The organism is uncultured Thiohalocapsa sp. (assembly GCF_913062725.1).
GTDB lineage: Bacteria > Pseudomonadota > Gammaproteobacteria > Chromatiales > Chromatiaceae > Thiohalocapsa.
The window spans coordinates 1-24,561 of sequence record NZ_CAJXWY010000058.1; the positions used below are offsets into that span (position 1 = coordinate 1).

The window sequence follows — 24,561 nt, forward strand, 5'->3', positions numbered from 1 at the left end:
ATGACCAAGAACGTCAAGCTCGCTTCCCTGTCCGCCGCTGCCCTGTTGAGCGCATCGCTGCTCGGCGGCTGCGCCACCGACCAGGAGGCCCGCGACATGGCCCAGGCCGCCATGGATGCCGCCAACGCGGCTCAGGCCTGCTGTGAGGCGAATGAGGAGCGTATCAACCGCATGTATCAGCGCGTCATGGCCAAGTAAGCAGCCGCGGCTTGGCTGCGGGTCGGCCGCCAGCGCAATGCGCATTGGTGCAACGCTGGCCGGTCGGCCCCCCGGATCACACTCACTCATTCGCGCCACGCACCCGTACCAGACACCCGCACCGGCGCCATCCCCTAACCGACATTCGCCCCCCTAACCGACATTCGCCCGGTGATTGCCGTCATCGCCACCGCCGGCTTCACCCGGGAATGGCAGTACGCCCATCCCGAAAATGCCCTGGGGCTTTACCTGATACTGCGTATCCCAGGCACATCTGCCGGGTGTTGGCCGTCCCCTCGCCCCTGCGACGTCACACACTGTGGCGTCGATGAGTCGTCCTGACGGGTCGCCCCATCGCCGCGCCGTCGTCAACGATTTGCGCTACCCGGCCGACTCCGGCTTTGCTCAGAACACCGACTCCAGCCTGTGCCAGGTCTTTGCGCCCTGGCGGGTGCCCACCAGACGCGGCAGGCCCGAGTTCTCCTGCAGTGCGCGCCGAACCTCGTCCCAGTCCACCATCACGCCGTCGGCGTTGGCGTGTGTCGCCGGTATCACATCTCGCGGTGAGTCCGGGGACTGGCCATCGGTGAGGTTCACTTCCAGGTAGAGCTGGTCGCCGCGCCAGCCGACCTTGTAGGGTTGGTCGACGATGCGCACCGGCGTGCCCTGCTCGACCTTCGGGAACAGGGCCTCGATGTCTTCCGGGTACATGCGCGTGCAGCCCGAGCTGACCGGCATGCCGACGCCCCAGGGCTTGTTGGTGCCGTGGATGAGGTAGCTCGGGTTGCTCAGGCGCATGGCGTAGGCGCCGAGGGGGTTCTCGGGGCCGGCGGGGACCACCGCCGGCAGGGTGACCCCGCGCTTCTCGTACTCGGCACGGATGGACGCGGGCGGCGTCCAGGTGGGGTCTTTGATCTTCTCGATGACCGAGTAGGTGCCCACGGGCGTCTCCCAGCCTTCGCGACCGATGCCCACCGAGAACACCTCCACCTCGGTGGGGGAGTGGTAGTAGTAGAGCCGCTTCTCCGGGAGGTTCATCACCAGGCCCTCGCGCGCGGTGTCCGGCAGCACATGGAAGTCGGGTACCAGCACGTCCTGGTCGTCGCCGGGCATCCAGACGTCCACCGTCGGGTTGGCCTGTTTCATCTCGTCGTAGCCGGAGCCGTAGTGGCGCCCGACGTCGAGCAGCGTGTGGTCGGCGTCGGTCTTTACATAGAAGGGTGTGCCGATGACACTGTCGCCTTCGCCGATCCGATAGATGTCTGCGCCGGCCGCCGTCGGCAGCGCCACGGCGCAGAGCAGTAAGGCCGCCCGCAGGGTCGTGCCGGCGCGGCGTCGCGTCGCGGATGGTGGAAAGCCGTTCTGATCAGGCATTTGTATTCTCCGTGAGTACTCGCTAACACGCTATGAGCCGCCACGCAAAGTCAAACCATGGGCCTGGGCCCGCGAAGCGCGTTGGACGCCCCTTTGCACAGAGGACCGGCGGCGGTCCCCAGCAACTGTCGGCCGTGCGCAACATCGGCGTGGCTGCGCACGTCGATGCCGGCAAGACCACGCTCACCGAGCGCATGCTCTTCTATACCGGCGCCTCGCACAAGATCGGCGAAGTGCATGACGGCGCTGCCCACATGGACTGGATGGCCGAAGAGCAGCAGCACGGCATCACCATTACCGCCGCAGTCACCAAGGCGCCCTGGCGGGCGCATGTGCTGCAGGTGGTCGATACCCCGGGGCATGTAGATTTTACCATCGAGGTGGAGCGATCCATGCGCGTGCTCGATGGGGTCATCATCGTGCTGGACGGCGTGCGGGGCGTCGAGCCGCAGACCGAGACCGTCTGGCGCCAGCGCTGCCGCTTCGGCCTGCCGGTGCTGTTCTTCGTGAACAAAATGGACCGCCCCGGCGCGGATTTCGCGCGCTGTCTCAAGGCCATCGAGGCCAAGCTGGGGGTCACCCCGGTGGCGCTGACGGTGCCGGTGTTCGACGAGCAGGGCCAGGCGGCGCACGCCGTGGTGCATCTGCTGCACCGCACCCTGATCCGCTTCGGCGGCGAACAGGGGGAGACGCTCGCCATCGAGCCCTGCCCCGAGCCCCTGTGGCAGCGCTATGCCGGTCTGCACGAGACCCTGCTGCTCGCCGCCGCCGACGCCGACGAGGCACTGGCCGACCAGGTGCTCGGCGGCGAGGAGCCGGATGCCGCCGACGTCATCGCCGCGCTGCGCAAGGGCACGCTGGCGGGTACGCTCTTTCCCTGCCTCGGTGGCAGTGCCTTGCGCAACGTCGGCGTGCAGCCGTTGCTGGATGCCGCCGTGGACCTGCTGCCGGCGCCCCTCGACCGCCCGCCGGCGCTGGCGCGACGCCCCGATGGCGGCACCGAAGACCTCGTGCTCGGTGCGGCTGGCCCGTTCGCCGCCCTGGTGTTCAAGGTGCAGCTCTGGGATGGGCGCCGCCACTGCTTTGTCCGCGTCTACCGCAATCGGTTACAGCCCGGCGATCGCGTGAGCTTCGTCGCGCCCGACGGCCAGACGGTGACCGAGCAGGTGGCACGGATCTTCGATACCGACGCCGGGCGCAAGCAGCGGCTCGACGGCGCCGAGCCGGGGCAGATCGTGCTGCTGGCCGGACTCAGGCACGCCGGCACCGGCGACACCCTCTGCGATCCGGATCACCCGCTGCTGCTGGAGCGCATCGACGCCCGCCAGCCGGTGCTGAGCCTGGCCATCGAGCCCGGCGCGGGCACCGACGAGGCGCGCCTGCTGGAGGCCCTGGACAAGGTGATCCAGGAAGACCCGACCCTGGCCGTCGCCGAGGATGCGGACACCGGACAGCGCCTGCTGCGGGGCATGGGCGAGCTGCATTTGCAGATCGTGCTGGAGCGCCTGGCGCGCGAGTTCGGCGTCGGCGTGCGCAGCGGCCGGCCGGCGGTGGCCAGCCGCGAGAGCATCACCGCCGAGGCGAGCACCGGCTTTCTGTACACCAGCCCGCCGAGTCCCGACAGCAAGCATCCCGAGCTGACCGCCGGCGTCACTGTGCAGGTGCGCCCGGCGGCCCGCGGCGCCGGCAACCGCCTGGAACTGGAGCCCGCGGTCCTGCCGGCGGGCGCGGCGCTGACGGCCGAGCAGCACGACGCCCTGCGCCGCGGCCTCACCCAGGGCCTCGCCGCGGGCCCCTTGCAGGCGGCACCCGTCGCGGACGTGGTCGTCAGCGTTGCCGGGGTGGAGCTGTTCGGTGCCCAGTCCACGCCGGATGCGCTGGCGGCGGCGGCGGCCCGTGCCCTCGGCAAAGCCCTGGCGGCGGCGGCGCCCTGCGTGCTGCAGCCCGTCATGCGCGTGGACGTCGTGGTGCCGGAGGACAATCTCGGCAGCGTCCTCGGCGATCTTCAGCAGCGCCAGGCCGTCATCCAGTCAACGGACACGAGCGACGGTACGGCGGCCGTGGTTTGCGAGGCGGCGCTCGCCAAGCTGCTCGGCTATGCCACCGAGCTGCGCAGCCTCACCCACGGACGCGGGCAGTTCAGCATGCAGTTTGCACGTTTCGATGTTATAGCCGCCGCCTAGCCGCGGGGCGGGGGCGACCGCGGCCCTGCGGCAGCGCTTCGCGGGCGCTTGGCCGCCGGTGTTGCCATCGACCCGCGGCGCGCGACGACGGGCCATCAAGGCATCCAGATCCCGGACGGGTTGCACCGCGGCGCTGGACGCCCCGCCGACTGCGCGCGTGTCAGCCGAAGCGGCCGGTCACATAAGCCCGGGTCAGGTGGTGCTGCGGGTCTTCGAAGATCTGGGCCGTCGCACCCACTTCCAGCAAGTCGCCCAGATGGAAATAGGCCGTGCGCTCGGACACGCGCGCCGCCTGCTGCATGCTATGGGTGACGATGGCGATGCTGTAATCCTGCTTCAGCTCTGCGATGAGCTCTTCGATGACCGCGGTGGCGATGGGGTCCAGGGCCGAGCAGGGCTCGTCCATCAGGATCACCTCCGGCGACACGGCGATGGTGCGGGCGATGCACAGGCGTTGCTGCTGACCGCCCGAGAGGCCGGTGCCGGGCTGGCCGAGTCGGTCCTTGACCTCGTTCCAGAGGCCGGCGCGCTTCAGGCTGGTTTCCACCAGCTCGTCCAGCTCGCTCTTGTGGTTCACCAGCCCATGGATGCGCGGCCCGTAGGCGATGTTCTCGTAGATGGACTTCGGGAAGGGATTCGGCTTTTGGAACACCATGCCCACCTGTGCACGCAGGGGCACCACATCGATGCCGCGGTCCAGCACCTCCCGGCCGTCGAGCTTGATGGAGCCGGTGACGCGGGCCGCCGGGATGGTGTCGTTCATGCGGTTCAGGCAGCGCAGGAAGGTGGACTTGCCGCAACCCGACGGGCCGATCATGGCCACCACTTCGTGCTTGCCGATATCGAGGCTCACCTCGCGGATGGCGTGGTTGGCGTCGTACCAGACGTTCACCGCCCGGCATTCCATGCGCGGCTCGCGGGTGGTGATGTCGCCGAGGGTGCCCTCGAAGGCGCGCTCGCCGTCGAAGTCCGCCGCCCGCAGGTTGCCGGTGTTGGTATCGATGGCTTCTGCTGTGGTGCTCATGGGTTGACCTTCGCGTTTCGACTGTCGGGTTTCGGGCGGTGAGGTGCGCCGGGGCCATCCGCCTCGCCCCTCGCGCCATGTTGCGCGCGCCGGCCGCGTCACCATCGCCGTTCGAAGCGTCGACGCAGCAGCACGGCGGCGAGGTTCATCAGCACCAGGAAGGCGAGCAGGATCATGATGGCGGCGGAGGTACGCTCGACGAAGCCGCGCTCGGGGCTGTCCGCCCACATGAAGATCTGCACCGGCAGCACCGTGGCGGGGTCGGTGAGGCCCCCGGGGATGTCCACGATGAAGGCGATGAGGCCGATCATGAGCAGCGGTGCCGTCTCTCCCAATGCCTGTGCCATGCCGATGATGGTGCCCGTCAGCATACCCGGCAGCGCCAGCGGCAGCACATGATGAAACTGGGTCTGCAGCGGTGACGCGCCCACGCCCAGCGCCGCCTCGCGAATGGAGGGGGGCACGGCTTTCAGCGCCGCGCGGCTGGCGATGATGATGGTGGGCAGGGTCATGAGCGTCAGTACCATCGCCGCCACCAGCGGCGTGGAGCGCGGTACACCGAAGACATTGATGAACACCGCGAGCCCCAGCAGTCCAAAGACGATGGACGGCACCGCGGCGAGGTTGTTGATGTTCACCTCGATCAGATCCGTGAAGCGGTTCTTCGGCGCGAACTCTTCCAGGTACAGCGCCGCGCCCACGGCGATGGGGAAGCTGAACAGCAGCGTCAGCACCAGGGTGTAGAACGAGCCCACCAGGGCCGCGGCGATGCCGGCGAGCTCCGGCTCGCGGGAGGTGCCGTTGGTGAAGAACAGCGTATTGAAGCGCTGCTCGATGAGGCCGCGCTGCTCCAGCTGCCAGATCCAGGCGACCTGGCGGTCCGACAGGCGGCGGTCGTCCTCGGGGGTGCGCAGCTCCAGCAGGCGCCAAGTGCCGGGTGGCGCCGGGTCGGCGCTCGCCAGCGTGCTGACCACGGTCCCGGACAGCCGGTCCGCGGTGGCCTCTTGCACCTTCACCATGCCGCCGTTGATGGCCACCATGAAGCTGGGCATCTCGTCGGAGAGGGCTAGGGGCTCACCCGCGGCGGCGGCGGCGAGCCGGGCGCCGAGCGCCTCGCGCTCGCCCCGGGTGCGCTCGAGCTTGCGCGCGATCTGCCCGCTGCGGTCGTCGACGCGCGCCGCGCGGTCTTCCAGCCGGTCGCGCGCCGCGGCATCGGCGTCGTCCATGGCGGCGCTGATCTGCGCGCCCTCGCCGGCGAGGTCGGCGAGGATACGCTCCAGGCGGGCGATGTCGCGGTCCAATCGCTCGGTCCGGCGCTCGAGGAAGCCGCGCACGCTGGTGGTGATGCGGGTGAAGTCGTCGGCGGCGGCGGTGAGCGTGATGTCACCGGTGGCGGCCGAGGGCCGTGCCTCGCCGGCGCCCGGCTGCTCGTCGATGGGTGTGGAGCGACCCTTCATGAACATGTCCACATCGTCATCGGCCACCAGCCACAGGGTCTGCTCGGTACCGATGAGCGCCGGGTCCTCGCTCACCAGGTGGCGCAGTTGCAGCGCCGCGCCGCCGCTGATGAGCGCGTTCAGCGCCCGCCGGTCGGTGCGGCCGCTGACGTCCGGGAACTGTGCCCGCAGGGCGTCGCGCACCGGGGTGCGGAAGTTGGCCCGCACCAGCGCCTTGCGACGCGTCTCGGCGGCGGTGTCGGCGGCGGTGATGACGCCCTTCGGGTCGATGTCGGCGGCGCTGAGCGTCACCGGCAACTGGATGTAGGTCTGCCAGAAGGCCGTGTAGCCCTTGCTGACGATGCTCACGAGCAGCAGGGCGACGAAGCCCAGCCCCAGCATGACGGCGATGAGGCCGAGCCAGCGAAACCGCCGCTCGGCGCCATAGCGCCGCTTCAGGCTGGCATTGACGATGTCGATGGGGCGCCTGGGCGCGGTGGCGGTGCTATTCATACTGCTCTCGATACTTGCGCACGATGTGCAGCGCGATGACATTGAGTGTCAGCGTCACGGCGAAGAGGGTGAGCCCGAGGGCAAAGGCCGCGAGGGTCTTGGCGCTGTCGAACTCCTGGTCGCCCGTGAGCAGGGTGACGATCTGCACCGTGACGGTGGTGACGCTCTCCAGGGGGTTGGCCGTCAGGTTGGCCGCGAGCCCGGCGGCCATGACCACGATCATGGTCTCGCCGATGGCCCGGGAGACGGCCAGCAGCACGCCGCCGACGATGCCCGGCAGCGCCGCCGGCAGGATGACGCGCTTGATGGTCTCGGCCTGGGTGGCGCCCAGGGCGTAGGAGCCGTCGCGCAGGGACTGGGGCACGGCGTTGATGACATCGTCGGACAGGGATGACACGAAGGGGATGATCATGATGCCCATCACGGCGCCGGCGGCGAGCGCGCTCTCGGAGGCCACGTCCAGACCGATCGACTCGCCCAGCTCGCGCATGAAGGGGGCCACCGTCAGCGCGGCGAAGAAACCGTAGACCACCGTCGGAATGCCCGCCAGCACCTCCAGCGTCGGCTTGCTCCAGGCGCGCAGTCGGGGCGCTGCGTATTCGGACAGATAAATGGCCGAGAGCAGGCCGATGGGCACGGCGATGAGCATGGCGATGGCGGAGATCAGCAGCGTGCCGGTGAACAGCGGCACCGCGCCAAAGGCGCCGCTGGCGCCCACCTGATCCGCCCGCAGGGCGATCTGCGGGCTCCACTGCGTCCCGAAGAGGAACTCCGTCCAGGGCACGCGCTGGAAAAACAGCACCGACTCGAACAGCACCGACAGCACGATGCCCAGCGTGGTCAGGATGGCGATGGACGAGAACAGCACCAAAATGCCGAGCAGCGTCGCCTCCACGCGGTTGCGCGCGCGAAATGCAGGCGAGAGCCGGCGCCAGGCAACGCTGAGTCCGCCCAGCACGACGACCAGCACCAGCGCCCACCGGGCAGCGTCGGCGATGCCCAGCCAACGCCGATAGCGCTCGGCGGCGGCCTGTACCGCCGGGGTCGGATCGCCGGAGGTGATGCCGCCGGTGGCGAGATTCTTGATGTCGTTCACCAGCAGCCCGACGCGCCCGTCCGACAGCCCCTCGGTCAGCGACGGCGGCAGCCCCTGCACCAGTAGCAGGGTGATGATGCGCTCCTCCAGCCCCACCCAGGCGAGCAGCACCAGCAGCGCCGGCAGACCGGCCCAAATGGCGACGTACCAGCCGTAGTACGCGGGCAGCGAATGCAGATCCTTGATACCGGTGGGCCCCCCGGCGGTGCGTATGGCACGGTTGCGCCCCACCTGAAAGGCGAAGGCCATGGCGGCAAGAACCACCGCGAGCAGCAGGAATTGAGACATAGGCGGGACAGGGTGGCGGAAAAACGTGAGCGCCGACGGCCCATTGGCCGGCGGCGCCATCGGGAGCGGCGGTAGCCGCTCGGACTACCGCCGAGCGCGCAGCCCCTGGCTGATTGTCGACACGCGCCTGCGCGTATGATGGCCGCTTATTTCGGACTCGACATGGGTTGCATGCCCTGGGCGGCGTCGGCCACTTCGGCGCGCATGTCTTCGGGCAGCGGAATCAGGCCCTTATCGACCAGGTAGCCGTCGGTGCCCCAGGCCTTGTCGCTGGTGAACTCCGTCACGTACTCCTCGATGCCGGGCACGGTGCCGACGTGTGCTTTCTTCACGTAGAAGTAGAGCGAGCGCGAGACCGGATACTCGCCGTTGGCGATACTGTCGAAGGTGGGCGCGACGCCGTCGATCTTGGAGCCCTGCAGCTTGTCCAGGTTTTGATCCAGGAAGCTGAAGCCGAAGACGCCAATGGCGTCCGGGTTCGCCTCCAGCTTCTGCACGATCAGGTTGTCGTTCTCGCCGGCCTCGACGTAGGCACCGTCCTCACGTACGCCATGGCAGACGGCCTTGTACTTGGACTTGTCCTCCGACTTCATGGCCTTGATCCAGTCGAAGGTCTTGCAGCCTGACTCCATGGCCAGCTCGGCGAAGGCGTCGCGGGTGCCGGAGGTGGGCGGCGGGCCGAGCACCTCGATGGCCACGTCGGGCAGGTCCGGGTTCACTTCCTGCCAGGTCTTGTAAGGATTCGCCACCAGCTCCTCGCCGCCCTCAGGGTTCGGCACATCCTTGGCGAGAGCCAGCCAGACATCGCGCGGCGTGAATTCCAGCTGGCCCGCCTCCTTCGAGTTGGCCATGGCGATGCCGTCGTAGCCGATCTTCACCTCGACCACTTCGTCCACGCCGTTGTCCTGGCACATCTCGAACTCGGAGACTTTCATGCGGCGCGAGGCGTTGGTGACATCCGGATGCTCCACGCCGATACCGGCGCAGAACAACTTCATGCCGCCGCCGGAGCCGGTGGACTCGATTTTCGGCGTCGGGAAGTCGGTGGTGTTACCGAACTGCTCCGCCACGGCGGTGGCGAAGGGAAAGACGGTGGACGAGCCGACGATGTTGATGGTATCCCGTGCCATGACCCCGGTGGATGCGCTGGCGGCGCTGATCACGGCCACGGCGAGCAAGTGCTTCTTCATGGATGCGACTCCGATTGGATGAGCTTACTGAGCCACCCATTCTGGACCGCGGAGGTTTAGCTTCTATGACTGAAACATGTCTCTTTGATGACAATTCCAGGCTGGGTACAGGGTCTTAAGCCATGTGCGAGGGCGTTGGTCCGACGGCCGCCGCCCGGCCCCGCCCCGTGGCCGAGGCACCCCGAAGGCCGATGTTCGGGCCCTGGAGCCCAGGCCCTGCGGGCCGCGCGCCTGCAGGCTCGCACACCGCACGCGCGCTCAGGGCAGGCGCCCGGTGCGACGAATAAGGTCCATGGTTGCGTTGAAGAAGTCCTGGTCGCGATCATCCTCGCAGGCGCCGCGCACGCCACGCATGGCCGCCGTCAGCTCGGCGTCTCGCAGCACATCCCCGCCGAGGGCCAGGCTCAGCGCCGAGACGAAGCCCGCGAGCCAATCCTCATAGCGCGTCAGCTCGCCGGCATCACCGCTCTGCGCCGCGCCGAGCGCCGCCAGATAGGCCTCGCAGGGACGCACGCCATAGCCCCAGAGTGTCTGTTCCGCCGCCTGCGGTGTCGGCAACACCAGCAGCCCCCATGTCAGCCCCCATATCAGAGCGCAGACGAGGTGCGGCGTGCGCCCAGCACCGTTCCGGCCCGGGCCGGCGTGCACGCGGCACCCGCGCTCACCGGCGGTCCCCCGCCCGCGGCGGCGGGCCCACCCGGCCAATGCGCGAGGCCTCCTCAAGGTGTCTTGGTACCATGCCACGGCTGTTCTCCCCCAATAAGACGACGCGGCCCGGCCGCGAACTGCGACCCATGCGCGTGTTGATGATTTCCGACGTCTATTTTCCCCGGGTCAATGGTGTCTCGACGTCGATCCAGACCTTCGCCCGGGAATTCGTCCGGCTCGGCCATCAGGTCACGCTGCTGGCGCCGGACTACGGGGAGGCGCAGACCGAGCCCTTCGAGGTGATCCGGCTGCCGTCGCGGTACTTTCTCTTCGATCCGGAAGACCGCATCATCCGCTGGGGCCGAATCCGCAAGCACCACGCGCGCCTGCAAGCGGCGGACTTCGACCTGGTGCATATCCACACCCCCTTCATCGCACACTACGCGGGTCAGGCGCTGGCGCGGCGGCTCGGCGTACCGGTGGTGGCCAGTTATCATACGTTTTTCGAGCAATACCTCGACAAATACGTGCCGCTGGTGCCCGGGGCCTGGATGCGCTACGCCGCGCGGCGCTTCTCGACGGCCCAGTGCGAGGATGTGGACGCCCTGGCCGTGCCATCCCGGGCCATGCTGGAAGTGCTGACGCGCTACGGCGTGCGCACGGCCGCCGAGGTGGTGCCGACGGGCATCGACCTGGGCAAGTTTCGGGCCGGCGATGGCGCCGCCTTCCGCCGTCGCCACGATATTGCGGACGATCAGCCGCTGCTGGTGCATGTGGGCCGGCTGGCGTTCGAGAAGAACTGCGACTTCCTGCTGCACATGCTGGCGCGGGTGCGGGTTGTGGTGCCCGATGTGCTGCTGGTGATCGCCGGCGAAGGACCCGCCCGTCGCCAGCTCGAGGCCCTGGCACGCCGACTGGACATCGCCGACCGGGTGCGTTTTCTCGGCTATCTGAACCGGGACGGCTCGCTGGAGGACTGCTACGCGGCGGGCGATGCCTTCGTGTTCGCGTCCCGCACCGAAACCCAGGGCTTGGTACTGCTGGAGTCCCTCGCCCTGGGAACGCCCGTGGTGGCCACGGCAGAAATGGGCACCCGCGAGGTGCTGTGCGACGGCGAGGGCTGTCTCATTGCCCGCGACGACGCCGCAGACTTCGCCGAAAAGACGGTGCGGCTGCTCACCGAGCCGTCGCTGCGCGCATCCCTGCGGGCCCGCGCGCGGCCCTATGCGGAACGCTGGTCGGCGCGGGCCATGGCCGAGCGCATGCTGGCGCTCTACGGCCAAGTCTGCGACGGCGCGTCGGCATCCGCACCGGCGCCCGGCAAGTCCCGGTCCCAATGCGAGCCCGGCGCGCCGGATGTGCGGGCGCGCGTACACGAAATGGACGCAGACCCCCTTGGGATGCCCGCTGGCATGCAGGCGGAAGCCGCTGCAGCGAGCGATGACGAGGCGGCCACCGCCGGCTTGCAGACGCGCTATGCACAGGGCACGGGCACGCGCTGAGCGTCTCTATGCGGGGCGTGGGTCGTCGGGCGCCGGTGTGGCGCGCATGCGGTTGCCCGTGCGCATGGGCCGCGCATGGGCCGGATGTCCGGCTTCGCCGGGCTTGTATCCAGGCGCGCCTGCGACACCCGTGCGGGAGTGCATCAATGGCGCCTCAACGGGACGTCAGCACTGGGGTATCTGCCTGGGGATGGGCTGGGTCATGGGCTGGGTCATGGGCTGGGTGGGCAGGGCGCTGACGCCGTGAGCCCGCAGGTAATGGCCGAGGTGCTTGTCCATATCCAGCACATGGCCCATGAACCACTGCTTCAGCGCATCGAGATCGGCCAGGCGCAGGCGCTCATCGCCGCGAGCGGCGATCTCGCGCATCAGTGTCGTGCACTCGGCGAGCATCAATGCATGCTCACCGGCGTGCTCGGCGGTGTCGGGGTAGTGCGTCATGCGCATCAGCGCCTCTTCCCGCGCGAAATGCGCCCGTGCACGCTCGCGCAGCGCCGCCAGCCAATAGCGCAGCGCCGAGGGCTCGGCCGCGGCCCGCGGCACAGGCAGACGCGTGCCCTCGATGCTGTTGTCGTCGCCGAAGCGCATGGCAATGTAGTTCAGGATGGCCGCGATCGCGCGGCGGTCCCGGTCCAATGCATCGATGCCGACACACCACTGCTCACGCCAGCGAAAGAAGGGGACCCTCGCCTCGTGCGCCGCCGCGGCGCGGGGCGTGGCGCCGGCTGATGGCGTTCGGTGGGTTATGGTTGGTGCGAAGACTGTGCCAGTCATCGCCGTTCCGTAATCGGACAGCGCACGCAGGAATGCCATGGACGGGCTCCGGCTGGGGGCGTGCGCGGGTGCGGGCCGTGGCGGCTGGCCGATGGCCGCCGACGGTCCGACTCAACCCGTGCGCCCGGAGTGATCATCTGGGAAAAGTATAACTAAAATTATGGTTTTTACCAGTCCGCAAACGGGGGACCATTGGTCAGCTGCCCGACGGATACCGACCCCAAACGGGGGTTATCCGTGCCACGCCCCCTGTGCGAGCCCTTGACGCCTGCGCCGCCTGCGGTGTGCACTGATGCCATAAGCGCGGCCACAACCGCTGGAGCGGCATACCATGAATACGAAAGACGTTCTCGATGCCTTCGAGGTGCTCGACACCTGGGAGGCCCGTTACGAGTTCATCGGCGAGCTGAGTCGTGAGCTGTTGCCGGTTGCCGAGAGCGAGAAGACCGATGCGAACCTGGTCAAGGGCTGCAATACCAAGACCTGGCTCACCGGCAATCTCACCGACGACGACCCGCCCCTGATCGAATACCGCGCCGATGCGGAGACGCCGCTGGTGCGGGGCCTGGTGGCACTGCTGCTGGTGCCCTTCCAGCGCAAGACGCCGGAGGCGGTGCTGGAAACCGATCCCAGGGCCTACATCGCCGGCACCGGGCTCGCTGAGCACCTGAGTGCGAATCGCCGTGCGGGCATGGAGCACTTCATCGAGCGGGTGTTCCGGATCGCCCGGAATCTGCGGGGCCGCTGACGGGCGCACACCGCCCCGGGGCCGGGCCGTCGGCGCTGAGTGCGCCACACCAAGACGTCTGGCGATGGCGCACCCTGCGCCTGCGCCGGCTCAAGGCAGCGGCGATTGCGGCGCCGCACCACGCGGGGGGCGGTCGTCGCCGGCCCGCGCCGGGCGGTCCAGGGCCTGCGGGCCGAGCCAGCCGGGGGTGAACGCGGCGGTGCAATGGCAGCGTCCGGCGGCGCCGAAGCGCAGGCGCCGCTCGCGCTCGCAGGCGGCCGCATCGGCATAGGGGCCCAGCAGCCGGGGCACCGGCTCGTCGGCGGCGGGTGGATGGACGTGACAAACCGCGGCCGCCGCCGGCGTCAGCAACACACTCGCCAGCGCGAGCATCGCCAAGGACGTCCCGCTCCGGGCCTGTCGGCGGGCCGCGCTCAGGGCTCTTCCTCGTACGCGCTGACGCGCACCGCATCGATGCGGTAGCTGGCGTCGCCCAGATCGTCGTTGAATTGCTCGACGCGCATCGTGCCTTCCACCCACACGGTGTCGAAGAGCTCGCCACGATAGGCGCCGTCGTCGCTGGTGACCACATGCACGGTCTGGTTCGGCGGCGGTGGTGGCACGTGGATGCAGGCGCCGAAGTAGGGCACCAGCAGAAATTCTCGGATCACCGCCGCGTCCGTGGTGAGGGGCACCACGAAGCCCGGCAGCTTGACCCGATGGCCGTCGAGCTCCGGCACCACCGGCGCCTCCGCCCACAGGGTCCCGAGCTGATCCATCAGGGCGTCGGCGCGCGGGTCGTCGTCCTCGAGATTGCCGACGTCGTAGTCTTCGAAGAGCTTGTCCGGGCGCCAGTCCGTCGGGATCAGGTCATCCCATTCCAGTTCCGGGCCGTCCGCCAGTGCGGCGGGCGGGGGCGTCGCCGCCAATTCGTCGCTGCTGAGCCCGCCGCCGTCGTCGCCGCAGGCGACGAGGGTGAGCGTCAGCATAAGCCACGGGATGGCGGGCGCCCGGCGGCGCGGCGTGGTGTCGGCGTTCATCGGTGTTTGCGGCGGCTCCAGCGACGGCGGTGGCAGGGAAGATGGGGACGATCGGCGGCGGGCGCGAGTGACCGGCTGTTGCGTTGCCGTCGCCGCCTGGGTGGACGCCGCGGCGGCGCCCTAGACGCGGATGGACAAGCCGTCGGTCAGGGACATGCGGTAGGCGCGCCAGCCGGGCAGCACGCCGGCGAGCACCCCGGCGCTGAGCACCGTCGCCAGCAGCAGCCATTCCCGCAGGCTCGGGGCGCCGATGGCGATGAACAGCCCGAGCTCGGAGGCCAGCACGGGCTGCGCCGCCGCCAGCAGCAGGTACAGCAGCCCGACGCCGGCGGCGAGCCCGAGCAGGGTCAGGAAGGCCGCCTCGCCGACGATGAGCGCCAGCACCTGGGCGGGCCGGGCGCCGACGGAGCGCAGGATGGCCATCTCCCGCCGGCGCTCGTTGAGGCCGATCAGCAGCGCCGTCAGCATGCCGATGAGCCCCACCAGCACCACACAGGCCGACACCACCAGCAGCGCGTTCTCGGCCACACTCAGCAGCGACCAGAGCTCGGCCAGGGCCACCCCCGGCAGCACCGCCAGCAGGGGTTCTTCCGGGTAGTCGTTCACCCAGCGCTGCACGCCGAAGGTGGCGATGCGCGAGTCCAGGCCCACCAGCACGGCGGTGATGGCCTTGGGCGTGAGGTCCATCTCCCGCACGCGCTCGGCGCTTATCCCGATGCCCGGTGTGCGGGCGCCGCCGCGCCAGCCGACGTGGATGGCCTCGATGGCGCCCAGGCCCACGTGCACGGTGCGATCCACCGGCGTGCCGGTGCGTGCCAGGATGCCCGCCACGCGAAAGGGCTTGTCGTCGTGGCGCGCGAAGGCGACGTCGCCGGCGCCGTGGGCGATGGTGAGGGCGTCGCCGACGCGGTAGCCGAGCTGCTCGGCCACCTCGGCGCCGAGCACGGCATCGAACAGATCATCCAGCCAGGCGCCGGCGGCGATCTCGAGGGGCTGGTCGCGACCATAGCGATAGTGCGCCAGATAAGCATCCGTGGTGCCCAGCACGCGGAAGCCGCGGTGGGAGTCGCCGAGAGACAAGGGCACCGTCCAGGCCACCCGGGGCTGGGCGGCGAGGTCCTGGTAGCTCTGCCAGGAGATGTTGTTGGTGGCGTTGCCGATGCGAAACACCGAGTACAGCAGCAGCTGCACCGGCCCGCTGCGGGCGCCGACGATGAGGTCCGTGCCGGCGATGGTGCTGGCGAAGCTCGCGCGGGTTTCCGTGCGCAGGCGCTCCACGCCCACCAGCAGCGCCACGCTGAGCGCGATGGAGGCGAGCGTCAGCAGCGCCGTGATGCGGCGGTTGAGCAGGCTCCTGAAGGCGAGGGACAGAATGGGCATGGGCGCGCCTCGCTACGGCATCCCGTTGGTGCGTCGTTGCTGGTCAGCCGGCCCGGGAAGCGATGAGCAACGCACCCCACCATGCCGGCTGACCATGCGCTCCCCCGGCTCAATGCTCGGCGTCGGCCCGGGCCAGGGGGGGCAGCTCGTCGCCGAGTCCCAGCGCCTGGCGCATGAAGGCCTTTTTCAGCGGCCCCAGGCGGTCGGCCGCGAACAGCCCCAGATTGCGCGCCGCCACCAGCGGCGGGATGCGGTTGCCGAAGGTGCGCTTGAAGGCATCCATGGCCGTGAGCATCAGCAGGTTGTCACCGCGGCGGGCGCGCTCGTAGCGGCGCAGGGTCGCGAGGCCGCCGATGTCGCGCTGGTGGCTGTGGGCGTGCGCCAGGGCGTCGCTCAAGGCGGCGACGTCGAGCAGGCCCAGGTTCACGCCCTGGCCCGCCAGGGGGTGGATGGCATGGGCCGCGTCCCCCACCAGGGCCGCCCGCGGGCGCACGTAGCTCTTGGCGTACTGCATCTGCAGCGGGAAGGCCGCGCGTGGTCCCACCGAGAGGATCGGGCCCAGGCGCGACTGAAAGGCCTGCTCCAGCTCGCTGATGAAGGCGGCATCGTCCAGGCCGAGCAGCGCCTCGGCGCGGTCCTCGTCCGCGGACCAGACGATGGAGCAGCGCCCATCCGCCAGCGGCAGAAAGGCCAGCGGGCCCGTGGGCAGAAAGCGCTGCCAGGCGGTCTCCCGATGCCAGTGGGCGGGCTCCACGTTACAGACGATGGCGCGCTGGTCGTAGCCCCAGCCGCCGGTGGCGATGCCGAGCACCGTGCGCACCAGGGAATCGCGGCCATCGGCCCCCACCACCAGCCGCGCGGGCAGCACCCGGCCGTCGGCGAGCACGGCACGGGCGCCGGCCTCGCCGATGCTCAGCACTTCCACCTGCGCGGGGCAGAACAGCGTGACATCCTCGGCGGCCTCCAGCAGCTCCCAAAGGGCCAGGCGGGTGACACGGTTCTCCACGATATGCCCCAAATCCGGCTCGCCGAGATCGGCGCTGTCGAAGTGAATGGCGGCCCCGCCCACGGCATCCCAGACGTGCATCTCGCGGTAGACGCTCACGCCCATCTCCACCATGCGCGGCCAGGCGCCCAGGCGCTGGAGGATGCGCTGGCTCGCGCGGCTCAGCGCCGACACCCGCAGATCCACCTCGCCGGCGGGCCAGTCGCGCGCCGGCGCCGCACCGTCGAGCACGGCGATGCGCCAGCCCCGCCCACGACAGGCGCAAGCCAATGCGGCGCCGACCATGCCGCCGCCCAGAATGATGATGTCGAAGTCGCGGGTATCTTGGGCCATGAATCGTGCTTGGGACGAGGATCGGGAGTCGAGTTTCGGGCTTCGAGTGATGCGACGGCAAGGCGAATGCTCAGGTTGGGTGAGCGCCCATGGATTGGCGTTGTTCGCGCCGGCCGGGACGGCTCGCCATCAACCCGCATCCACAGGCGATACCCGTGACTCGGACACCGCCGGCAGCCCGCGCGCGAGCCGCGGCAGCCGGCCGCCGAGGCCCATGAACCGCCGCGCCAGCGCGTGCCGGGCCGTCGGGCACAGGTCCAGCGCCAGCATGCCCGCATCGCGGGCGGCGCGCACCGGGGGGAAGGGGTTCACGAAGAGCCGGGCCAGGGTGTCGGTCACCAGCGCGACGGCGCGCTGGTCCGGGCTGCGGCGCTGACGGTAGCCGTTCAACACCGCCGGCCCGCCGGGGTCGCGGCCGGTGCGCTGGGCCGTGATCAGCAGGTCGGCCAGCTCGGCGACGTCGCGTAGCCCCAGGTTGAAGCCCTGGCCCGCCACCGGGTGCAGCGTGTGGGCGGCGTTGCCCACCAGGGCCACCCGCGGGCGCGTGATCTCCCTGGCGAGCACCAGGCGCAGCGGATAGGCGATGCGCCGCCCGGGCTTGGTCAGCACGCCCAAGCGGCCGCCGAAGCGCCGTTGCAGCGTGGCCAGGAAGGCTGCGTCGTCCAGGGCCAGGATCGCCGGGGTATCGCGCTCGTGCGCGGTCCACACCACCGACCAGCGCCCGCCGGTCATCGGCAGCATCGCCAGTGGGCCCGAGCGGGTGAAACGCTCGTAGGCCGTGCCGGGCTGCGGCCGATCGGGCGTCACCGTGGAAATGATGGCGTCGTAGCCGTAGCGGTGCTCGCGCACGCCGAGCTTCAGGCGCTTTCTCACCACGGAGTCGCCGCCGTCGGCGGCCACCACCAGACGCGTGCGCAGCAGTCGGGAGACGCCGTCGACGGCCACTTCCAGGTCGGCATGCTGCGGTTGGATGCGCAGCCCGCCGAGGCGCGCCGGGCGCAGCAGCTCGACGCCGTCGGCGCGGGTCAGGCGGCCCTCGATGGCGGTGCCGATGGCCCGGGCCGGCGCCACATAGCCCAGTGCCGACACGCCCTCATCGGCGGCGTCCAGGTGGGCGAAGCCGTAGTGGCCGCGGTCGGACACATGCACATGGCGGATGGGCTCGGCGGCGCCCGCCAGGGCCGGCCAGATGCCGAGGCCCTCGAAGATGCGGCGACTGGCCAGGGACAGGGCGATGACCCGCTCGTCGTACTGCGCCGGCGGCGCGCCGCCGGCCACCGCGCCCTGCGGCGCCTGCGCCGTGGCCGCCTCCACCACCGCCACCCGCAGGCCGCCGCCGGCCAGCGCGCAGGCCAGACTGCCGCCCACCAGGCCGCCGCCGACGATGACCACATCGTAGTCCTGCATGCTCAGGTCTCCTGGCTCGAAGCGCCGCTGGCCATCAGGCGCTCGATGGCTTCCACGTCCTTGGGCACATCGCGGGAGAGCACCTCATGGCCGTCTGCGGTCACCAGCACGTCGTCCTCGATGCGGATACCGATGCCGCGAAATTCCGCGGGCACCTCCGCATCCGGCGCAATGTAGAGGCCCGGCTCCACGGTCAGCACCATGCCCGGTTCGAGTGCCCGCCACTTGCCGTGTTGCTTGTAGCGGCCCACGTCGTGCACGTCCATGCCCAGCCAGTGGCCGGTGCGGTGCATGTAGAAGGGCTTGTATTTCTCGTCCTTGATGAGCTGGGGCAGGTCGTCGCGACTGCCCTCGATGAAGCCCAGGTCCACCAGGCCGCGCGTGAGCACCTTGAGCGCCGCCTTGTGCGGGGCATCCCAGCGCTTGCCGGGCTTGACGGCGGCGATGGCCGCGCGCTGGGCGGCCAGCACCAGCTCATAGAGCGTGCGCTGGGGGGCGCTGAAGCGGCCGTTCACCGGGAAGGTGCGGGTGATGTCGGAGGCATAGCCGTCCAGCTCGCAGCCCGCATCCACCAGCACCAGATCGCCGTCGCGCAGCACCGCGGCATTATCCACATAGTGCAGCACACAGGCGTTGGCGCCGCCGCCGACGATGGGCGGATAGGCCTGGAAGCGCGCCCCGCCCTCGGCGCAGGCGTGCAGGAAGGTCGCCTCCAGCTGTTGCTCGTTCAGGCCCGCACGGCAGGTCTGCATCAGCCGGCGGTGGGCGGCGGCGGAAATGGCGGCGGCGCGGCGCATGGTGGCGAGCTCGCCCTTGTCCTTGACAAGACGGCGCTCGTGCAGCAGCTCATCGGAGCTGACCAGCGTGGTCGGCGCGCTCACGCCCTTGCGGGCCTGGGCACGCACCGCCCGCAGCCAGCCCATGATCTGCAGATCGAAGTCCGCATCCACGCCCAGCGGGTAGTGCACGCGCTTGCGGTCCGCCAACAGCGCCGGCAGCGTCTCGTCGAGCGCCGAGAGGGGGTGCGCCGCATCCGCACCAAAGTGCGCCACGGCGCCCTCGGTGCCAAAGCGGTGGCCATCCCACACCTCGCGCTCCGGGTCGCGGGGCCGGCAGAAGAGCACGAGCTCGCCGTCTTGGTGCTTGGGCGCCAGCACGGCCACGGCGTCCGGCTCCGGGAAGCCCGTGAGCCAGGCGAAGTCGCTGCTCTGGCGGAAGGGATAGTGCACGTCGCGGTTGCGGGTCACCTCGCGCGCCGCCGGCACCACCAGCACGCCGTCGGGACCGATGGCGCGGCTCAGCTCGCGGCGGCGGCGGCGCAGGGCCTTGGCCAGCTTGTGGGGCAGGGCGGTGGGCTCAGTCATGACGCACCGGCGTGTCTTGCTCGCGCAGCAACAGCGCCGCCACCCGCAGGAACTCCAGCACCTCGGCGAGGGCATCTTCGTTCTCGGCGGTTTCCTCGATGGCGTCCAGATCCATGCGGGTCACCTCCATGAGGTCGTCGAGCACTTCGCGCGTCTGCGGTGTCAGCCGCGATTGATCCAGGTCGGCGACGCCGAGGCCATAGAGCAGGCCGCGGGTCCAGCCGTGCACCGCCGTGGCGCGCTCGCGCAGGGGCCGATCCTCCGCCGGCAGCAATGGATGGAAGGCCTCTGCCGTGTCGGCGAGCGCGGCGTCCGTGGCCGTGGCCAGAGCGCCGAGCGCCGAGCGCCGAGCCTCGCCGTCGGCATCGGCGGCGGCATCGGCGGCGGCGGGCTCCGTTGTGGGCAGCAGCTCGGCGAGCCAACGCTCGCGCGCGGCGTCGGCACCGCTGGCCAGCAGGCCGCAGTAGATGCCATGCGCCTCGGCGGCGGAGCAGGACAAGGCACTCGGCAAGAGCAGGCGCTCGAGCTCGTCGTGGTCCGGGGCGGCGGCGGGATCTGGATCATTGCTCATCGGGACGGGGCCTGGGGCTTCGGCGGCTGGGCTGGCGAGTGGGGCTGGCGAGCTGGGCTGGTTGCGTACTGGCATCATTATGACGCGTCCGCCGCCGTGTCAGCGAGCGGCTTGGTTATTTGTGCGCGATTTGGCGGCTCGGGGGCCTTGCTTCAATTGACCCGTCGTCGACCCGACCCTATAGTGCGGAACCCAGCAGAACAACGGCTTGCGGCAAGGCTCGGGCGCCATGCGTGATTTCGATCTCGACCGGTTAGAGCAGCGGGTGGAGGATTTGCTCCGCCTGCTCGAGCGGCTGCGCGACGAAAACGCCTCGCTGCGCGCGAGCCAGCAGCATCTGGTGACCGAGCGAGCCGAGCTGATCGAAAAAACTGAACTGGCCCGCAGCAAGGTAGAGGCGATGGTGGCACGGCTGAAGTCGATGGAGGAGCAACTATGAGCGATGAATCTATACCGGTCACCGTCCAGATCCTGGACAAAGACTACCGCATCGCCTGCACGGCCGGCGACGAGCAGGGCCTGATGGAGTCGGCGCGGCTGCTCGACAAGCGCATGCGGGAAGTGCGCCAGAACGGGCGAGTCATCGGTGCCGATCGCATCGCCGTCATGGCAGCGCTCAACGTCATCTTCGAGCTGATGCAGCGCACCACCGTCTCGGCCGCCGACACCGCGCGCCTGGTGCGGCTGCAGGATCGCGTCGAGGGCGCGCTCGGGACGGGCGGGACGACGGCCGGGGTGGACGACCCAGGAAAATCCGTATAGCCTCTTGTGCCAAGACATCCCCTGCGGTATCCGACAGCGGCCCGGGTATTTTCTTGAGCCTAATCCGTACCCTGGGGACGTGCCGCGGTGGCCCGTGTGCAAGTCCGCCCCGAGCGGAAAGCCTGAGGCAATCGCTCATCGTCCCCCCTTGAACCGTCTGGTTCAAGAACAAGGGCTGCATCGCTACAGGTGGGGGGTGTCTCTCCCGCCTCCACACGCACACTTGAGCCAAGCAGCCAACAGCACCCGCGCGTTGCGCCGGCACCTGCGTGCCGCCCGGCGCGCCCTCGGCCACCGCCGGCAGCAGGCCAACGCCCGCGCCATTTGCGACCATCTGGTGCGCATGCACATGCTGCGTGGTGCCAAGCGGGTCGCGCTCTATGTCGCCGCCGACGGCGAGCCCGATGTCTGGACGCTGCTGGAGCGCATGCCCGCCCGCGGCCGCCGCTGGTATCTGCCGGTGCTGCGCGGTCATGCGCCCGGGCGGCTCTGGTTCGTGCGGCATCGACCCGGCGAGCCGCTGCGCCCCAACCGCTTCGGCATTCCCGAGCCCGTGCGCCGGCGCCGGCACATCCAGCCGGTGCATGCGCTGGATCTGGTGCTTGTGCCCCTGGTGGGGTTCGATGCCCGATGCAACCGCCTGGGCATGGGCGCGGGCTTCTACGATCGCAGCCTGGCGCCCCTGCGCCGGCGCCGACACTGGCACCGCCCACTGCTGGTGGGTATCGCCCACGACTGCCAACGCGTCGAGCAGCTGCAGCCACAGCCCTGGGACGTGCCCCTGGACGCGGTGGTCACCGAAAACGGCACCTATCAAGGCTGAGGCCGCATCCCAGGCCCTCGTACCGAGCCCCCACCCCAAACCAACAACCAACAACCAAAAACCCCCTCACCCCTCCCCCAAGCCGGCACTCGCAAACAACCGGTACGCGGGGTTGTCCGTTTCCTCCCAGAACCGGTAGCCGATGCCGCTGAGCAGCTGGTGCAACGCCGCCTGCTGGTGATCCGGCACCTGGATGCCCATGAGCACGCGCCCGTAGGCGGCGCCGTGGTTGCGGTAGTGGAACAGGCTGATGTTCCAGCGCCTGCCGAGGCTGGAGAGGAAGTTGAGCAGCGCCCCCGGGCGCTCGGGGAATTCGAAGCGGATCAGGCGCTCGTCGCTGACGCCCGGCGCGTGCCCGCCCACCATGAAGCGGATGTGCAGCTTCGCCGTCTCGTTGTCGCTCATGTCCAGCACCGAGAAGCCCTTGGCGCGCAGCCGTTGCACCAGCTCGGCGCGCTCGTCGGCGCCGCCGCTGAGCTGGACGCCGGCGAAGACATGGGCTTCGCGCTGATCGGCGAAGCGATAATTGAACTCGGTGATCTGGCGCTTGCCCAGGGCCCGGCAGAACGCGAGAAAGCTGCCCGGGCGCTCGGGGATGCCCACGGCGAACAGGGCCTCGCGCCGCTCGCCCAGCTCGGCGCGCTCGGCCACATGGCGCAGGCGGTCGAAGTTGATGTTGGCGCCGCTCTCGATGGCCACCAGGCTCAGATCCGCCGCCCCTTCCCGGGCCACCCAGCGCTTCAGGCCAGCCACCGCCAGCGCCCCCGCCGGCTCGGCGATGCCGCGGGTGTCGTCGAAGATGTCTTTGATGGCCGCGCACAGCTCATCGGTGCTCACCAGCACCACCTCGTCCACCGTGTATCGGGCGATGCGGAAGGTCTCGGCGCCGATCTGCTTCACGGCCACACCGTCGGCGAACAGCCCCACCTCCGGCAGCACCACCCGGCGGCCGGCGGCCAGGGCCGCGTGCAGGGTGGGGGCATCCTCCGGCTCGACGCCGATGATGCGCACCTGCGGGTACAGATGCTTCACATAGGCCGCCACGCCGGCGATGAGCCCGCCGCCGCCCACGGGCACGAAAATGGCCGCCGGCGGCTCCGGGTGCTGGCGCAGGATCTCCATGCCGATGGTGCCCTGGCCGGCGATGACGTCGGGATCATCGAAGGGGTGCAAAAAGGTGAGTCCGCGCTCGGCGATGAGGGTCTGCGCGTGGGCAAAGGCCTCGTCGAAGGAATCGCCGTGCAGCACCGCCCTGGCGCCCCAGCCGCGCACCGCCTCCACCTTGATGGCCGGCGTGGTGCGCGGCATCACGATGGTGGCCTCGCAGCCCAGCCTGGCGGCACCCATGGACACGCCCTGGGCATGGTTGCCGGCGGAGGCGGCGATGACCCCTTGCGCGCGCTGCGCCGGGCTCAGGTGCATCAGCTTGTTGTAGGCGCCGCGCAGCTTGAACGAGAACACCGGCTGCAGGTCCTCGCGCTTGAGCCACACCCGGTTGCCGAGGCGCTTGGACAACAGCTTGGCCGGCGTCAGCGGCGACTCCGTGGCGACGTCGTAGACGCGTGCGCGCAGGATGCGCTCCAGGTAGGTTTCGGGCATGGGGGCAGGGGTCTGGGGGCTGAAATCGAGCCTCGTGGTCCCGGGCCCGGGGGCCGACGCCCTTTGCTATCATGCACGGGGTCAGTTTCATCAGCACCACAGGGGCAGGACCATGGATCAGAATGCGCTCAAGCAGCAGGCCGCCGAGGCGGCGCTGCACTACGTCGAGGGCGGTGTCATCGGCGTTGGTACCGGCTCCACAGTGAATCACTTCATCGACTGCCTGGCCACCATGAAGGGCCGCATCGACGGCGCCGTCTCCAGCTCCGAGGCCTCCAGCGAGCGGCTCAGGCAGCACGGCATCCCGGTGCTTGACCTGAACGCCGTCGGTGACCTGGCGTTGTACGTGGACGGCGCCGACGAGTCCAACCGCGATCTCGCCCTCATCAAGGGCGGCGGCGGCGCACTCACCCGCGAGAAGATCGTCGCCGCCGCCAGCGAGCGCTTCGTCTGCATCGCCGACGAGTCCAAGCTGGTGGACGTGCTGGGGGCCTTCCCGCTGCCGGTGGAGGTGATCCCCATGGCCCGCAGCCTGGTGGCCCGCCAGTTGGTGAAGCTCGGCGGCACGCCGGTGTGGCGCGAAGGTTACGTCACCGACAACGGCAACGTCATCCTGGATGTGCAGGGCCTGCAGATTTTGGAGCCCAAAGCGCTGGAGCAACAGCTCAACAACCTCGCCGGCGTGGTCACCTGCGGCATTTTCGCGCTGCGCGGCGCCGACGTGCTGATCCTGGGCGCCGAGAGCGGGCCGCGGACGCTGGCGGCTCCAGGCGCAGCCGCCGATACCTAACCTCGCCCCCGCGGCGCGTATTCGAACCAGCCGGTGATGATGAATTTCAGGCCGTCCCGGTGGGGCAGGCCGCGGTGGGTGTGGGTGAAGCCCGCGGGCCAGATGAGCGTGAGTCCCTGCTCCGGCTTGATCTTCAGGCCCTGGTGCCGGAACTCGGTCTCGCCGCCGGCGTGCACCGTGTTCAGGTAGGTCATCCAGGCGAGGATGCGATGCGCCACCTTGGGATGGGCGTTTTCGTAGTGCCACGCATGGTAGGCCTGGCCACCCGGGTAGTAGCGCTGGATATTGAAGCCGTAGACGCCGTGCTCGAAGGTGCGCGGATACTCTAGCGCCGGGAAGCGCGCCACATAGGCCTGGTGGGCCTCGCCGAGCCGGGCGAAGTACTGCTCGACGGGCTCGGCATATTGCGCCCGCAGTTTGGGCGGAATGCTGGCGGCGGCCAGGTCCAGCGAGTCTTTGCGCGCCTTGTCCACGCGCGCGCCGGTGAGCCCCTGGTGGGTGGCCTTGCGCTTGTCGGCGTCTTTGAAGAGTTG

23 protein-coding genes, 1 other RNA gene and 2 pseudogenes are annotated in these 24,561 nt (G+C 69.7%); 9 read left to right on the forward strand and 17 right to left on the reverse strand.

All coding sequences use genetic code 11. The features are described from left to right. Positions 1-198, forward strand: a 198-nt coding sequence (locus tag QZ588_RS14365) for a hypothetical protein (RefSeq protein WP_295543633.1), incomplete at its 5' end; no start/stop codon positions are given. Between the two features lie 405 nt (positions 199-603). On the opposite strand, the gene QZ588_RS14370 is transcribed toward QZ588_RS14365, so the two are convergent. Further along, on the reverse strand, positions 604-1,572 hold the full coding sequence (locus tag QZ588_RS14370) for a L,D-transpeptidase family protein (RefSeq protein ID WP_295543634.1): 969 nt from the start codon (positions 1,570-1,572) through the stop codon (positions 604-606). 134 nt (positions 1,573-1,706) lie between these two features. On the opposite strand from QZ588_RS14370, the gene QZ588_RS14375 reads away from it, so the two are divergent. Continuing rightward, a complete protein-coding gene (locus QZ588_RS14375) occupies positions 1,707-3,755 on the forward strand; it encodes a GTP-binding protein (RefSeq protein ID WP_295543635.1) in 2,049 nt (682 codons plus the stop codon). A 160-nt stretch (positions 3,756-3,915) separates the two neighbouring features. On the opposite strand, the gene pstB is transcribed toward QZ588_RS14375, so the two are convergent. The 6 genes and pseudogenes from pstB to QZ588_RS14400 all read right to left on the reverse strand — a co-directional run bounded on the left by pstB (position 3,916) and on the right by QZ588_RS14400 (position 9,863). Next, a complete protein-coding gene (pstB, locus tag QZ588_RS14380) occupies positions 3,916-4,779 on the reverse strand; it encodes a phosphate ABC transporter ATP-binding protein PstB (RefSeq protein WP_295543636.1) in 864 nt (287 codons plus the stop codon). 98 nt (positions 4,780-4,877) lie between these two features. Next, positions 4,878-5,684, reverse strand: a pseudogene (gene pstA / locus QZ588_RS18160) (phosphate ABC transporter permease PstA); the annotation flags it as partial. Positions 5,685-6,230: 546 nt separating this feature from the next. Continuing rightward, a pseudogene (locus QZ588_RS18165) lies at positions 6,231-6,770 on the reverse strand (DUF3333 domain-containing protein); the annotation flags it as partial. Then, a complete protein-coding gene (gene pstC, locus QZ588_RS14390; RefSeq protein ID WP_295543638.1) occupies positions 6,721-8,112 on the reverse strand; it encodes a phosphate ABC transporter permease subunit PstC in 1,392 nt (463 codons plus the stop codon). The gene pstC and the pseudogene QZ588_RS18165, both read right to left, overlap by 50 nt. Before the next feature lie 146 nt (positions 8,113-8,258). Continuing rightward, the gene (locus tag QZ588_RS14395; protein WP_295543639.1) at positions 8,259-9,302 is read right to left on the reverse strand and encodes a substrate-binding domain-containing protein; all 1,044 of its coding nucleotides are present in this window, start codon (positions 9,300-9,302) and stop codon (positions 8,259-8,261) included. A gap of 258 nt (positions 9,303-9,560) precedes the next feature. Further along, on the reverse strand, positions 9,561-9,863 hold the full coding sequence (locus tag QZ588_RS14400; protein WP_295543640.1) for a hypothetical protein: 303 nt from the start codon (positions 9,861-9,863) through the stop codon (positions 9,561-9,563). 233 nt (positions 9,864-10,096) lie between these two features. On the opposite strand from QZ588_RS14400, the gene QZ588_RS14405 reads away from it, so the two are divergent. Continuing rightward, the gene (locus QZ588_RS14405) at positions 10,097-11,452 is read left to right on the forward strand and encodes a glycosyltransferase (protein ID WP_295543641.1); all 1,356 of its coding nucleotides are present in this window, start codon (positions 10,097-10,099) and stop codon (positions 11,450-11,452) included. Between the two features lie 165 nt (positions 11,453-11,617). Here QZ588_RS14405 and QZ588_RS14410 read toward each other — a convergent pair whose 3' ends face one another. Further along, positions 11,618-12,265 (reverse strand): hemerythrin family protein, encoded by a 648-nt coding sequence (locus QZ588_RS14410; protein WP_295543642.1) that lies wholly within the window; start codon positions 12,263-12,265, stop codon positions 11,618-11,620. A 292-nt stretch (positions 12,266-12,557) separates the two neighbouring features. Between QZ588_RS14410 and QZ588_RS14415 the strand changes: the two genes are divergently transcribed. Next, positions 12,558-12,974, forward strand: coding sequence for a SufE family protein (locus QZ588_RS14415; RefSeq protein WP_295543643.1), 417 nt, complete (start codon positions 12,558-12,560; stop codon positions 12,972-12,974). 90 nt (positions 12,975-13,064) lie between these two features. On the opposite strand, the gene QZ588_RS14420 is transcribed toward QZ588_RS14415, so the two are convergent. The 7 genes from QZ588_RS14420 to QZ588_RS14450 all read right to left on the reverse strand — a co-directional run bounded on the left by QZ588_RS14420 (position 13,065) and on the right by QZ588_RS14450 (position 20,054). Next, a complete protein-coding gene (locus tag QZ588_RS14420; protein WP_295543644.1) occupies positions 13,065-13,352 on the reverse strand; it encodes a hypothetical protein in 288 nt (95 codons plus the stop codon). A 35-nt stretch (positions 13,353-13,387) separates the two neighbouring features. Continuing rightward, positions 13,388-13,993, reverse strand: a complete 606-nt coding sequence (locus tag QZ588_RS14425; RefSeq protein ID WP_295543645.1) for a DUF3299 domain-containing protein — start codon at positions 13,991-13,993, stop codon at positions 13,388-13,390. A 120-nt stretch (positions 13,994-14,113) separates the two neighbouring features. After that, positions 14,114-15,373 carry an ABC transporter permease gene (locus tag QZ588_RS14430; protein WP_295543646.1) on the reverse strand — a complete coding sequence of 420 codons (1,260 nt, stop codon included), beginning with the start codon at positions 15,371-15,373 and terminating at the stop codon, positions 14,114-14,116. A 109-nt stretch (positions 15,374-15,482) separates the two neighbouring features. After that, positions 15,483-16,712, reverse strand: coding sequence for a UbiH/UbiF/VisC/COQ6 family ubiquinone biosynthesis hydroxylase (locus QZ588_RS14435; protein WP_295543647.1), 1,230 nt, complete (start codon positions 16,710-16,712; stop codon positions 15,483-15,485). A 129-nt stretch (positions 16,713-16,841) separates the two neighbouring features. After that, the gene (gene ubiH, locus QZ588_RS14440; RefSeq protein WP_295543648.1) at positions 16,842-18,119 is read right to left on the reverse strand and encodes a 2-octaprenyl-6-methoxyphenyl hydroxylase; all 1,278 of its coding nucleotides are present in this window, start codon (positions 18,117-18,119) and stop codon (positions 16,842-16,844) included. A 2-nt stretch (positions 18,120-18,121) separates the two neighbouring features. Then, complete coding sequence (pepP, locus tag QZ588_RS14445) at positions 18,122-19,483, reverse strand: Xaa-Pro aminopeptidase (RefSeq protein WP_295543649.1); 1,362 nt, start codon at positions 19,481-19,483, stop codon at positions 18,122-18,124. Continuing rightward, positions 19,476-20,054, reverse strand: coding sequence for a UPF0149 family protein (locus QZ588_RS14450; protein WP_295543650.1), 579 nt, complete (start codon positions 20,052-20,054; stop codon positions 19,476-19,478). Before QZ588_RS14450 ends, pepP begins: the two co-directional genes overlap by 8 nt. Before the next feature lie 229 nt (positions 20,055-20,283). On the opposite strand from QZ588_RS14450, the gene QZ588_RS14455 reads away from it, so the two are divergent. The 4 genes from QZ588_RS14455 to QZ588_RS14470 all read left to right on the forward strand — a co-directional run bounded on the left by QZ588_RS14455 (position 20,284) and on the right by QZ588_RS14470 (position 21,639). After that, complete coding sequence (locus QZ588_RS14455; protein WP_295543651.1) at positions 20,284-20,493, forward strand: TIGR02449 family protein; 210 nt, start codon at positions 20,284-20,286, stop codon at positions 20,491-20,493. Further along, a complete protein-coding gene (locus QZ588_RS14460; RefSeq protein ID WP_295543652.1) occupies positions 20,490-20,816 on the forward strand; it encodes a cell division protein ZapA in 327 nt (108 codons plus the stop codon). The genes QZ588_RS14455 and QZ588_RS14460 overlap by 4 nt, the downstream gene beginning before the upstream one ends. 15 nt (positions 20,817-20,831) lie before the next feature. After that, a non-coding RNA gene (gene ssrS, locus QZ588_RS14465) (6S RNA) lies at positions 20,832-21,016 on the forward strand. Between the two features lie 23 nt (positions 21,017-21,039). Next, positions 21,040-21,639: a 5-formyltetrahydrofolate cyclo-ligase gene (locus QZ588_RS14470; RefSeq protein ID WP_295543653.1), complete on the forward strand. Its 600-nt coding sequence runs from the start codon at positions 21,040-21,042 to the stop codon at positions 21,637-21,639. A 66-nt stretch (positions 21,640-21,705) separates the two neighbouring features. Here QZ588_RS14470 and ilvA read toward each other — a convergent pair whose 3' ends face one another. Further along, positions 21,706-23,238: a threonine ammonia-lyase, biosynthetic gene (gene ilvA / locus QZ588_RS14475; protein ID WP_295543654.1), complete on the reverse strand. Its 1,533-nt coding sequence runs from the start codon at positions 23,236-23,238 to the stop codon at positions 21,706-21,708. A gap of 112 nt (positions 23,239-23,350) precedes the next feature. On the opposite strand from ilvA, the gene rpiA reads away from it, so the two are divergent. Then, complete coding sequence (rpiA, locus tag QZ588_RS14480) at positions 23,351-24,028, forward strand: ribose-5-phosphate isomerase RpiA (RefSeq protein WP_295543655.1); 678 nt, start codon at positions 23,351-23,353, stop codon at positions 24,026-24,028. On the opposite strand, the gene QZ588_RS14485 is transcribed toward rpiA, so the two are convergent. Continuing rightward, positions 24,025-24,561: 2OG-Fe(II) oxygenase (locus QZ588_RS14485; protein ID WP_295543656.1), on the reverse strand; the 537-nt coding region annotated here is incomplete at its 5' end. The genes rpiA and QZ588_RS14485 overlap by 4 nt on opposite strands.